The sequence below is a fragment of the Brevundimonas alba genome (assembly GCF_011927945.1).
GTDB lineage: Bacteria > Pseudomonadota > Alphaproteobacteria > Caulobacterales > Caulobacteraceae > Brevundimonas > Brevundimonas alba.
In genome coordinates this window covers 823287-835154 of the sequence record NZ_JAATJM010000002.1, presented here as the reverse complement: position 1 = coordinate 835154, position 11868 = coordinate 823287, and the positions used below count along the sequence as shown (strand labels likewise).

Below are 11868 nucleotides of genomic sequence, written 5' to 3'. Positions count from 1 at the left end.
CCTGCGCGTTTTGCAATTTGGGGAAGCGGCGGAGGCGCCGCTAGTCTGCCGCCATGTCCATGGTTTCCCTTCTGGCGGCGGCCCTTCTGATGATCTCACCGACTGGTCCGGATGATCCAATGCCCCGCGCGACGGTCGGGCAGGGCGTGCTGGTCGGGCGCGAGGCGGACGGGGTGCGCAGCTTCAAGGGCGTGCCCTATGCGCAGCCGCCGGTCGGCGATCTCCGCTGGCGAGCGCCGAGGCCGGCTGACGGCTGGGACGGCGAGCGGGATGCGGGGCAGTTCGGGGCAATCTGCATCCAGCCGCCGGCCAACGGCGACAACGGGGTCGGGGCGCAGCCGCGGAGCGAGGACTGCCTGACACTGAACGTCTGGGCGCCGGTGGATCGCCCAAAGGACCAGACTGCGCCGCTGCCGGTGATGTTCTGGATCCATGGCGGCGGGTTGAACAACGGGTCCGGCACGGCGGCGCTGTACGACGGCACAAACCTCGCGAAGCGCGGCGTCGTGGTGGTGACGATCAACTACCGGCTCGGGCGGCTGGGCTTCTTCGACCATCCGGCGCTGGCGGCCGAGCGGGCGCCGGGCGAGCCGGCGGCAAACTATGGGCTGATGGACGTGATCGTGGCCTTGGCCTGGGTGCGGGAGAACGCTGCGTCCTTCGGCGGCGATCCAGACAACGTCACCGTTTTCGGGGAGTCGGCGGGCGGTGCGCTGGTGACGCGGCTGATGATTTCACCGGAAGCGCGCGGACTGTTCCACCGGGCTGCGGTGCAGTCGGGGCTCGGCCGTGACGAGGGTACGCCTCTGGACCGGCCGCGGCGGGACGGAGGGTCTTCGATGCACGTGAGGGGAGAGGCGTTCGCCGCCTCGATAGGGCTGCCTTCCGCGACCGCGGATCAACTCCGGAACTTGGGGAGGCGGAGTTTTCTCACTCCCGCGCCCAGCTTTTACGGCGGCGATCTGCTGGTCGCCGACGGAACGTACGTCAGCGAGGACGTGGAGGCCGCCTTCGCCGCGGGCCGAGAAGCGTCCGTGCCGCTGATCATCGGCACCAACAGCGCCGAGTTCTGGTGGATGAAGCCGTCCGAGATCAGCCGTTACGGCGCCATCGATGACGCGATGACGGAGGCGGAGCGGACAGCGTTCGTGACGGCTTACGGCGGGCAGGAGGGCTATGACGCGAATGTGCTGAGCGATCTCGTCTTCAACGAACCGGCGCGCCATCTGGCGCGGCTGCACGCCCGCAACGGGCATCCGACCTGGCTGTACCGGTTCGACGTGGTTTCGGCGGCGATGCCCGAGCCGCATGCCGGTGCGACCCATGCGTCGGAGCGGCAGTATGTCTTCGACACCCTGACCGCCTCGCCGTGGCCGACGGCGGAGATGGACCAGCGGGCGGCCGACGCCATGGCGGGTTACTGGACGACGTTCGCCGCGAAGGGCGATCCGAACGGCGGCGCGCGCCCGGCGTGGCCGGAGTTCGGTCGCGCGCCGGACACGCTGCTCGAGTTCACCAACGATGGGCCGGTGGCGAAGCCGGTCCCGTTCAGCGAACGGCTGGACCTGATCGAGGCCTACTACGACCGGATCCGCTGACGCCTACAGTACCCCGCCGTGGGTCTTGATGACCTCGGCGTAGAGCAGGCCGGAGTCCTTGATGGTCCGCTCCTGCGTCTGGAAGTTCACGTGGGTGATGCCGAACCGCTTGGAATAGCCCAGCGACCATTCGAGATTGTCGAGCAGCGACCAGGCCATATAGCCGCGCACGTCAACGCCCTTGCCGATGGCGTCGTGCAGGGCCTTGAGGTGGTTCTTCAGGTATTCGACGCGCATCGGGTCGTGAATGCGCCCGTCGATGGCGTGGGGCGGATCGTACCAGGCCGAGCCGTTCTCGGTGACCATCAGCGGCAGCTTGCCGCCGGTCTGTTCGTGCAGCCAGACGAGGGTGTCGGTCAGGGCGGGGGGATTGACCTCCCAGCCGGTCTCGGTGTGGGCGTGCTGGACCTGTTTGACCGGCCGCGAGCGGGTCGGCCAGGCGTCGGGCGCGTTCTCGGGGACGGCGCGGGTGTACCAGTTGAGCCCCATCCAGTCGGTCGGCTGGGCGATCAGGTCGAAGTCTTCCTGCGGGAACTCGCGGTAGGCCTCGCCATAGACGTCCTTCAGTTCTTCCGGATAGCCGCGGCCCATCAGCGGGTCGAGGAACCAGCGGTTCATCTGGGCCTCGGCGCGGCGGCGGGCGGCCTCGTCCTCGGGCTTGTCCGAGGCGGGGTATTTCGGCTCGATGTTGAGGACGATGCCGATCTTGCCTTCGCCCACCTGACGGAAACGCTTCACCGCGGCGCCGTGCGCGCGCAGCACATTGTGGCCGGCGATCATGGCCTCGAAGGCCGAGCGGTGGCCGGGGGCGAGGGCGCCGTGCAGATAGCCGCCGTCGACGATGACCCACGGCTCGTTGATCGTGCCCCAGGTCTTCACCCGGCCCTTGAACTTCTCGAACAGGACCTGGCCATAGTCGGCGAACCAGTCGGCGATGTCGGGATTGAGCCAGCCGCCGCGATCGTCGAGCGCCGCGGGCAGGTCCCAGTGATAGAGGGTGCAGAGCGGCTCGATGCCCTGTTCGAGCAGGCCGTCTACGAGCCGGTCGTAGAAGTCGATGCCCTTCGGATTGATGGCCCCGCGGCCCTCCGGCATCACCCGGCTCCAGCTCACCGAGAATCGGTAGGCCTGGAGGTTCAGCCGTTTCATCAACTGGATGTCCTCACGCCACCGTTTGTAGTGGTCGCAGGCCACATCGCCCGTGTCGCCGTCCTTCATATTGCCCGGGGTGTGGCTGAACCGATCCCAGATCGAGGCGCCGGCTCCGTCGGCCATTGACGAGCCTTCGATCTGATAGGCGGCGGTCGCCGCGCCCCACAGGAAGCCTTCGGGAAACAGATACTTGCCGGCGGTTTCCGTGGTCATGTGTAAGGCTCGTGAGACGCGATTTGACTGACAGAGGGCTCGGGGAGGGCGGTAACGCCTATGCGTGTAGCGCCGTGAGCACAACCTCGATGTGTCCAAACTAGGGCACTTGCGGGGCCGATGGCTAGTGTGTCATGTAATCGGTTACACGGAATTGTCGGACGGACCCGCGGAAAGCGGGCCGGGACTGCAGGCCTGTCAGGGAGTGAGACTTTGGCGCCTTGGGCGACCCCGAAAACCCGTGCGGAACGGGCGGCATGAAGGCCGCCACGATCCGTGACGTGGCTGAACGGGCGGATGTGTCCGTGGCGTCGGTGTCCCGCGTGCTGACGGGGGCCGGCCCGGTCACCGATTCGACCCGCAAGAAGGTGCTGGAGGCTGTCGAGGCGCTGCAGTACGTGCCCCACTCCGGCGCGCGCAGCCTGTCGACCAGCAAGACGCAGACGATCGGCGTCATCCTGCCGGACCTGTACGGCGAGTTCTTCTCCGAGCTGATCCGCGGCATGGACGTGGCGGCGCGGGCGTTCGGCTATCACCTGATCGTTTCCAGTTCGCACGACGACGCGGAAGAGGCGTCGGCCGCGATCCGCTCGATGCGCGGGCGGGTGGACGGCCTGATCGTGCTGTCGCCCCATCTCGACGCGGCCAATCTGGCGTCCAGCCTCGCTGGTCGCCTGCCGATCCTGCTGATGAACGGCGGCGCCGACGCGGGCCGTCCGTCTATCGTCGTCGACAACCACGGCGGGGCGGTTCAGGCGGTCGAGCATCTGATCGCCACCGGACGGCGGCGCATCGCGCACATCTCGGGTCCGACCGGAAACCTTGAGGCCGAGACCCGGCTCGCCGGCTATCTGCAGGCCATGGCCGACGCCGACCTGCCGACCACGGTGGTCGAGGGCGCCTTTACCCAGGCCTCAGGCCACAGGGCGGGCGCTGAGTTGGTCGCCGGCCGGAACCGTCCCGACGCCATCTTCGCCGGCAACGACATGATGGCGGTGGGCGCCATGCTGGCGCTGCAGGACGCAGGCCTGTCCGTGCCTGACGACGTGGCTCTGGTCGGCTTCGATGACGTGCCGATCGCGGGCCTGATGCGGCCCGGCCTTACCACGCTCAGAATCAACATCGCAGAAACCGGACGGAGCGCGCTCGAGCGCCTCGTCCGCCTGATCAACGCAGCGGGCGAAGCCGTCGCCGACACCGCCTGCGAGGTCGTCCGGCCCGAACTGGTCGTACGCCCGTCAAGCAACCCGGCGACACAGGCCCGAACCAACTCCGGCGAACGCGCCCGCGAAGCCGCCGGCACATCATCTCTGAAGGGGGAGAACCCGCAATGACCCGCAAGTCCAAAGTGTATCTGGGGGCCGCATCGGCCCTCGCCGTCGCGATTTCGCTGGCCGCGGCCGGCGGCGCATCCGCACAGGTCGCCAGCTCGACCCTCCGCGGCACCGTCTATGAAGGCCAGGCCGTCGAAACCGCCGGCACGGTCACCGCGACCGAAGTCTCCACCGGCTACGTCAGCCGCGGCCGCATCGGCGCGGACGGCGGCTATGTCATTCCGGGCCTCCGTCCGGGCACCTACCAGATCTCGGTGAGCACCGCGGACGGTCAGTCCGTCGAGGACACCGTGACCGTTTCGCTGGGTCAGGTGGCGACGCTCGACCTCGATGTCGGCGCCGGCTCGACCGTCGTGGCGGATGGGGCGACGGATGTCGGCGACGTCATCGTCACCGGCCGCCGCATCTTCGAGGTCCGTACCTCGGAAGTGGCGACCAACGTCAGCCAGACCCAGATCAACAACCTGCCGCAGATCAGCCGCAACTTCCTGAACTTCGCCGCCCTGGCTCCGGGCGTGCGCGTGACGGAAGGCGAGACCGAGCGGACCATTTCCGCCGGCGGTCAGGGCGCTTCGGCCATCAACGTCTTCATCGACGGCCAGAACCAGAAGTCGACGATCATCGACGGCGGCGTGGGCGGTCAGGACGACAGCCGCGGCAACCCGTTCCCGCAGGTCGCCATCCAGGAGTTCCGGGTCATATCCCAGAACTTCAAGGCCGAGTACGAGCAGGCCTCGTCCTCGATCATCACCTCGGTGACGCGTTCGGGCACCAACGACTTCTCCGGAGACGCCTTCGTCACCTATCAGGACGCCGGCTGGACCCAGGAAGACGCCTTCGGCCGCGAAGTGGGCGTCGAGCGCCTGCAGTACGGCGCCTCGCTGGGCGGTCCGATCATCGAGGACCGGCTGCACTTCTTCGGCGCCTATGAGCGCAAGGACGAGACTCGCCGCAACACGGTTGTTCTGAACCGCGCGGCGTATGCGCCGCTGTTCGGCGCCGACACCGGCACCTTCGACGCTCCGTTCGAGGAAGATCTGTTCTTCGGCAAGCTGTCGTGGTCGATCGACGACCGCCAGCGGCTGGACATCAGCGCCACCTACCGCACCGAGCAGGACATCCGCGATTTCGGCGGCATCAACGCCTATTCGCGCGCCAATGCGGTGAACGTCGAGACGATCTCGGTCGTGGCCCGTCACCAGTTCCAGGCCGACAACTTCCTCAACGAAGCGCAACTCGACTTCTACGAGTACACCTACAACCCGACGGCGCTGAACTTCAGCGACTACGGCCGGTCGTATGTGATCTTCCGCGACGACAACCCGGCTCCGGGCTTCCAGTACAATGTGTTCAACCGCGAGGACACGGTGTTCAACACCGGCGGGCAGAGCAACAACCAGGACATCCGCCAGACCAACTGGACGTTCAAGGATGACCTGACGTTCCACGACATCGACTGGAACGGCATGCACACCGTCAAGCTGGGCGTGAAATATTCGAACCAGAACTATTACGTGGACAAGCGCTTCGGCCGGAACCCGCAGTTCATCTTCGACGTCGACGCCCGTCCGGAGATCAACGGCAGCATCGACATTCCGGTGCGGGTCGAGCTTGGCGCACTGGTGGCCCCCGCGGACGTGACGAACAACGTCATCGGCCTGTACCTGCAGGACGACTGGCAGATCACGGATCAGCTGGAACTGAACCTCGGCATCCGCTGGGACTACGAGGACAACGCGGTCAACAACGACTACGAGACGCCGCAGAACATCCGCGACATGCTGACGGCCATCCAGAACCTGCCGGGCTACGACTTCCCGTCGTACTTCGACCCGGCTGACTATGTGACCGACGGCCGCGACGCCTTCACCGGCGCCTTCCAGCCCCGGATCGGCTTCAGCTACGACGTGTTCGGCGACGAGCGGACGGTGATCTTCGGCGGCGCCGGCCGCTACTACGACCGGATCGGCTTCAACTTCGCCTTCGACGAGCGCTTCAAGCCGACCCAGTTCAACAAGGAGATCTTCTTCTCGCAGGCCGGCGGCATGCGGGGCGGGGTCAATACCGTCGCCTGGAACCCGATCTATCTGACGCCGGCCGGGCTGGACCCGCTGCTGGCGGCGGCGCCGGGTGCGGGTGAGGTCTTCCTGGTCAAGAACGACGCCGAGCCGCCGCGCACGGATCAGTACAACCTGGGTGTCCGCCAGAAGTTCGGCGACTTCCAGACGGCGCTGACCTTCGCCTACGGCAAGACCGAGAACCTGTTCGCCTGGTACATCGCCAACGCGGGTTCGGAGACCGGCAACCGCTTCGGCGGCCCGACGCCGACTTCGGTCGGCTTCCCCGAGTTCCGCAACCTGATCTTCTTCTCCAACCACGACGCGGAGCAGACGTTCAAGGCGATGTATCTGACTGTCGACAAGCCCTACAACGCGGAAGACCGCTGGGGCATGTCCTTCAGCTACACCCTCTCGGACGCTGAACGGAACGGCAGCCGCGACGGCGGCATCGGCGGGTTCGACTTCGACTACAACACCCCCGGCCAGTCGTACTTCTACCCGACCAACCAGGACGAGCGTCACCGCATCGTGGCCTCCGGTATTGTCGGCCTGCCGATGGACTTCCGCCTGTCGGGCATCCTGACGCTGGGCTCCGGCCTGCCGTTCACCCAGTTCGTCTGCCCGTCCGCGCCGCGGCCGGATCCGTCGAACCCGGACATCTGCTGGAACGGCGGCCGTCCCGAGAAGTACAGCTTCATCATCCCGAACGCCTGGGCCTACCGTCAGCTGGACCTGCGCCTGACGAAGTCCTTCGAGTTCATCCCGGGCCAGAATCTGGAACTGATCGTCGACGCCATCAACGTCTTCAACTTCAAGAACTACTCGGGCTTCGAGCAGTGCCTGTGCTCCGCCGACTACGGCGATCCGCGGGCCCAGTTCCTGCCCACGCGCAGCCTGCAGGTCGGTCTGCGCTACAGCTTCTGATCGGCTGAAACTGACGGCCGCCTCCCGCCATGCGCGGGGGGCGGCCGATTTCTTTGACGAACCAGTCTTTGAGTATGAGGATGGAGCCCATGGATCGACGCCGGTTTCTGATGGGCTCCACGGTCGCGGCGTCGGCCGTGTTGGGCCTGTCCGGTTGCGCGATCCAGCAGGCCATCGGCGACATGGGGACATCCCCGCCACGGATCGATCCGGAAATCGACGAACTGCAGAAGCGGACCTTCGACTGGTTCGTGCATGTGACGCCGCGCGAGACTGGCCTCACCCCGGACCGTTGGCCGACGGAGTCGTTCTGCTCTGTCGCGGCGGTGGGTTTCGCCCTGACCTGCTGGCCCATCGGGGTCGAGCGGGGCTGGATGAGCCGGGAGGAGGCCCGTCAGCGCACGCTGAACACCATCCGCTTTTTCCATGACGCGCCGCAGGGGCCGCAGGCGACCGGGGTCACAGGCTACAAGGGCTTCTTCTACCACTTCCTCGACATGAAGACGGGCCACCGGTTCGGGCGCACCGAACTGTCGACCGTCGATACCACGCTGCTGCTGGGCGGCATGCTGTTCGCGGCGCAGTGGTTCGACGGCGACCATGCCGACGAGGCCGAGATCCGGCGGCTGGCGCAGGCGGTCTACGAACGGGTGGAGTGGGATTGGGCCGTGGTGCGGCCCAACCGCATCTCGATGGGCTGGCATCCCGAGACCGGTTTCATCCCCTCTGACTGGCACATCTACAACGAGGGCATGCTGGTCCTGCTGCTGGCCATCGGCAGCCCGACGCATCCGGTCCCGGCCGCGGTCTGGGATGAGTGGTGCAGCGTCTATGACCAGAGCTGGACCGACCGATGGGGCCCGGCGCACCTCGCGTTCGCGCCGCTGTTCGGTCACCAGTACAGCCACATGTATGTCGACTTCGGCGGCATTCACGACCCTTGGACGCGGGCGAAAATCCGCCAGACGGGCGAGATGTTCGACTACCGCATCAACAGCGAGCGGGCCGTTCAGGCGCAGCGGAAATACGCCGTCGACAACCCGATGGGTTGGGCCGGCTATTCCGCCGACGTCTGGGGCCTGACCGCCTGCGACGGCCCGGGCGACTTCAAACAGACGATCGCCGGGCGCGAGCGTGAGTTCTTCAGCTATTCCGCCCGTGGGCCGGGCGAGCGCGACGACGGAACCATCGCGCCCACGGCGGCCATGGCTTCCTTCCCCTTCGCTCCGGCCGAGGTGACGGCCTGCCTGAAGGCGATGAAGGCGCGCTACGGAGCCGGCATCTACACCGAGTTCGGCTTCATGGATTCGTTCAACCCGACCCTGACCGAGCGTCAGGGCCGCCTGCAGCATGGCCGGATCGTGCCGGGCGTGGGCTGGGTCGACGGCGACTACCTCGGCATCGATCAGGGGCCGATCGTGATCCAGATCGAGAACGCCCGCTCCGACGCCGTCTGGCGGCGGATGCGACGGGAGGCCAACCTCGTGCGGGGGCTCAAGCGGGCCGGCTTCACCGGCGGCTGGCTGGACCGGGCATGACGCAAGCGCGGCCGGATCGTCGGACGGCGCTCGGCCTCATGGCCGGGGCGGCGGCGTCTGGTCTGGCGGGTTGCGGAAGGCGTGACGACGGGATCACCCGGCTGAGCTTCTGGGCCATGGGCAATGAGGCGACGAACGTCCCGCAGATCCTGCCCGAGTTCGAACGGCTGAACCCCGGGATCAAGGTGGATGTCCAGGCCCTGCCGTGGACGGCGGCGCACCAGAAGCTGCTGACGGCCTATGCGGGCGACTCGCTGCCGGACCTCAGCCAGGTCGGCAATACCTGGGTGTCGGAGATGGCGGCCATCGGCGCGATCTCGCCGCTGCCGTCAGTCGCAGGCGACCTGCTGACGGACCAGTTCCCGGCCGTGCTGGAGACGAACCGCATCGACGGACGCCCGGTGGCCACGCCCTGGTATGTCGATACGCGGTTGCTGTTCTACCGCAGCGATCTGCTGGAGCAGGCGGGCCACGGCGCGGTGCCGCAGACCTGGGTCGGGTGGAAAGAGGCTATGCACGCGGTCAAGCGGCGGGCGGGGGCCGACAAGTTCGCTGTCCTGCTGCCGCTGAACGAGTTCGAGCAGTTGCTGACCTTCGGCCTTCAGGGCGAGGAGCCGCTGCTGAAGGATGAGGACACGCGCGGAAATTTCTCCAGCGCGTCGTTCGTCGCGGCACTGGCCTTCTACAAGAGCCTGTTCGACGAGGGCCTCGCGCCCGTGGCCTCGGCCGCGCAGATATCCAACGTCTGGACCGAGTTCGAGCGCGGCTGGTTCAGCTTCTACTTCTCCGGTCCATGGACCATCGGCGAGTTCAAGAACCGGCTGAAGCCGGAGACTCGCTGGATGACTTCGGGCGTACCGGGCCCGACAGGGCCGGGAGCCTCGGCGCCGGGCGGGTCATCGCTGGTGGTCTATCGCTCGTCGCCGCGTCAGGAGGCGGCGTGGAAGCTGGTGCGGTTCCTGTCCGATCCGGCGGTGCAGGCGCGGTTCAATGTCATCACCGGGGACCTTCCCGCGCGGGAGAGCGCCTGGGCAACCCCGTCGGTCGCCGACGATCCCTATATCGCCGCCTTCAAGGGCCAGCTGTCGCGCGCCAAGGCCGTACCCAAGGTGCCGGAGTGGGAACGGATCGTCACCGAGATGCAGATCGTGGCCGAGCGGATGGTCCGCGGCGAGTACACGCCCGAGGCCGCGGGCGCCGAGATCGACCGTCGCGCCGACCGGCTGCTGGAGAAGCGGCGCTGGATGATGGAGCGGGGCAGGGCATGACCGACGTCCGGCTGAATATGGCCAAGGTCGAGGCCGAGGCCGCCGCCCCGCCGCGCCGGCGACCGGGCACGGCGCTGTCGCGCGAGCGGGCGGCGTGGGGCTTCGTCGCGCCGGCGCTGATCGCCATCGGCGTCTTCTTCGCCATTCCCGTGTTCGCGGCCCTGCTGCTGAGCCTCACGGACTTCGACATCTATGCGCTGGCAGACCTGCACAACGTCCGCTTCGTCGGCCTGCAAAACTACGAGCGGCTGTTCGCCAATCCGCTGTTCTGGGGGGCTATGAAGAATACGGGCCTGTTCGCCGTGCTGGGGGTGCCGCTGTCGATCGCGGCGTCGCTGGCGGCGGCGGTGATCCTGAACGCGCGGGTGGTGAAGTGGCGGCCGCTGTGGCGGGTGATGTTCTTCGCCCCCTATGTGACCACTCTGGTCGCCACGGCGGTGCTGTGGAACTACCTGCTGCACACCCGCTACGGCGTCATCAACTGGGCCATCGCCAGCGTCGGCCTGCCGCCGGTGGACTGGCTGGGCCAGCCGGAGAACTCCATTCCGGCCATCCTGATGTTCGTGGTGTGGAAGATCTTCGGCTACAACATGCTGATCTTCCTCGCGGTTCTTCAAACCGTGCCGGACGACCTCTATGAGGCGGCGCGGATCGACGGGGCGGGGGCGTGGAAGCGGTTCACCAACGTCACCCTGCCGGCCATCGCGCCGACCCTGCTGCTGGTTTCGATCATCTCGGTCGCCGGCTTCTTCCAGCTGTTCGCCGAGCCCTATGTGATGACCCAGGGCGGACCGGCGCAGTCGACCGTGACGGTGCTCTACTTCATGTACGAAGAGGGCTTCAAATGGTGGAATCTCGGTTCCGCCAGCGCGGTGGCCTTCGTGCTGTTCATCTGCATTCTGGCGGTGACGCTGGTCCAGCTGGCGGTGGCGAAGCGGATGGGGGCCTACGAATGAGCGGTCGCCGCATCCGTAGCCTGCTGCTGAACGCGGGCGTGGCCTTCATCGCGCTGCTGGTGCTGTTCCCGCTGGCGTGGATGGTGTCGGTCAGCTTCATGTCGACAGGCGAAGCCGCGACCTTCCCGCCGCCGCTGCTGCCTAGGACCTGGACGCTGGAGCACTACCGCGACCTGTTCGTGACGCAGGGAATGGGGCGGTATCTGTGGAACAGCTTCGCCCTGGCGACGCTGGCGACCGGGCTGGCGCTGCTGTTCACCGTGCCGGCGGGCTACGCCTTCGCCAAGCTCAGGTTCAAGGGACGGGAGCGGGTGTTCCAGCTGCTGGTCGGTGCGCTGGTGGTGCCGGCCCAGATCGGCACCCTGCCGCTGTTCCTGATGCTGAAGGGGATGGGTCTGGTGAACACCTACGCCGGGGCGCTGGTGCCGTGGCTGGCGTCGATCTTCGGTCTGTTCCTGGTGCGGCAGTATTCGCTCTCGATCCCCGACGAGATGCTGGAGGCGGCGCGGATCGACGGGGCCAGCGAGGGTCAGATCTTCCGCCGCGTGGTGCTGCCGACGCTGCAGCCGATCATCGTGACGCTGGCGCTGTTCGTCTTCCTCGGCAGCTGGAACGACTTCCTGTGGCCGCTGATCATCCTGACGGATCAGTCGAACTATACCCTGCCGGTGGCGCTGGCGGCGTTGTCGCGGGAGCATGTGCAGGACGTCGAGATGATGATGGCCGGGGCCGTGATCACGGTCGCCCCGGTGCTGATCCTCTTCCTGGCCCTGCAGCGCTACTACATCCGCGGCATGCTGGCGGGCAGTGTGAAGGGTTAGGGTT

Annotated in this window: 8 protein-coding genes; 7 read left to right on the top strand and 1 reads right to left on the bottom strand. The window is 67.0% G+C overall.

Annotated elements, in window-relative coordinates; genetic code table 11:
- Positions 1 to 119 precede the first annotated feature (119 nt).
- Entirely contained in the window at positions 120 to 1598 is a 1479-nt protein-coding gene (locus tag GGQ87_RS14645) for a carboxylesterase/lipase family protein (protein WP_245161628.1), read from the top strand.
- 3 nt (positions 1599 to 1601) lie between these two features.
- On the opposite strand, the gene GGQ87_RS14640 is transcribed toward GGQ87_RS14645, so the two are convergent.
- Positions 1602 to 2963: a GH1 family beta-glucosidase gene (locus GGQ87_RS14640; protein WP_168048982.1), complete on the bottom strand. Its 1362-nt coding sequence runs from the start codon at positions 2961 to 2963 to the stop codon at positions 1602 to 1604.
- A 257-nt stretch (positions 2964 to 3220) separates the two neighbouring features.
- Here GGQ87_RS14640 and GGQ87_RS14635 point away from each other — a divergent pair, with 257 nt between their 5' ends.
- The 6 genes from GGQ87_RS14635 to GGQ87_RS14610 all read left to right on the top strand — a co-directional run bounded on the left by GGQ87_RS14635 (position 3221) and on the right by GGQ87_RS14610 (position 11864).
- A complete protein-coding gene (locus GGQ87_RS14635; RefSeq protein WP_168048980.1) occupies positions 3221 to 4297 on the top strand; it encodes a LacI family DNA-binding transcriptional regulator in 1077 nt (358 codons plus the stop codon).
- The gene (locus GGQ87_RS14630; protein ID WP_168048978.1) at positions 4294 to 7281 is read left to right on the top strand and encodes a TonB-dependent receptor; all 2988 of its coding nucleotides are present in this window, start codon (positions 4294 to 4296) and stop codon (positions 7279 to 7281) included. The genes GGQ87_RS14635 and GGQ87_RS14630 overlap by 4 nt, the downstream gene beginning before the upstream one ends.
- Before the next feature lie 89 nt (positions 7282 to 7370).
- Positions 7371 to 8819: a glucoamylase family protein gene (locus GGQ87_RS14625; RefSeq protein WP_168048976.1), complete on the top strand. Its 1449-nt coding sequence runs from the start codon at positions 7371 to 7373 to the stop codon at positions 8817 to 8819.
- The gene (locus tag GGQ87_RS14620; protein WP_209282571.1) at positions 8816 to 10087 is read left to right on the top strand and encodes an extracellular solute-binding protein; all 1272 of its coding nucleotides are present in this window, start codon (positions 8816 to 8818) and stop codon (positions 10085 to 10087) included. The genes GGQ87_RS14625 and GGQ87_RS14620 overlap by 4 nt, the downstream gene beginning before the upstream one ends.
- Positions 10084 to 11043, top strand: coding sequence for a carbohydrate ABC transporter permease (locus tag GGQ87_RS14615; protein ID WP_245161626.1), 960 nt, complete (start codon positions 10084 to 10086; stop codon positions 11041 to 11043). The genes GGQ87_RS14620 and GGQ87_RS14615 overlap by 4 nt, the downstream gene beginning before the upstream one ends.
- Positions 11040 to 11864 carry a carbohydrate ABC transporter permease gene (locus GGQ87_RS14610; RefSeq protein ID WP_168048974.1) on the top strand — a complete coding sequence of 275 codons (825 nt, stop codon included), beginning with the start codon at positions 11040 to 11042 and terminating at the stop codon, positions 11862 to 11864. Before GGQ87_RS14615 ends, GGQ87_RS14610 begins: the two co-directional genes overlap by 4 nt.
- The last annotated feature ends 4 nt before the right edge of the window (positions 11865 to 11868 follow it).

Coding starts and splice junctions, on each gene's coding strand:
- GGQ87_RS14645 (WP_245161628.1), top strand. CDS start 120: ATGCCCCGCGCGACGGTCGGGCAGGGCGTGCTGGTCGGGCGCGAGGCG.
- GGQ87_RS14640 (WP_168048982.1), bottom strand. CDS start 2,963: ATGACCACGGAAACCGCCGGCAAGTATCTGTTTCCCGAAGGCTTCCTG.
- GGQ87_RS14635 (WP_168048980.1), top strand. CDS start 3,221: ATGAAGGCCGCCACGATCCGTGACGTGGCTGAACGGGCGGATGTGTCC.
- GGQ87_RS14630 (WP_168048978.1), top strand. CDS start 4,294: ATGACCCGCAAGTCCAAAGTGTATCTGGGGGCCGCATCGGCCCTCGCC.
- GGQ87_RS14625 (WP_168048976.1), top strand. CDS start 7,371: ATGGATCGACGCCGGTTTCTGATGGGCTCCACGGTCGCGGCGTCGGCC.
- GGQ87_RS14620 (WP_209282571.1), top strand. CDS start 8,816: ATGACGCAAGCGCGGCCGGATCGTCGGACGGCGCTCGGCCTCATGGCC.
- GGQ87_RS14615 (WP_245161626.1), top strand. CDS start 10,084: ATGACCGACGTCCGGCTGAATATGGCCAAGGTCGAGGCCGAGGCCGCC.
- GGQ87_RS14610 (WP_168048974.1), top strand. CDS start 11,040: ATGAGCGGTCGCCGCATCCGTAGCCTGCTGCTGAACGCGGGCGTGGCC.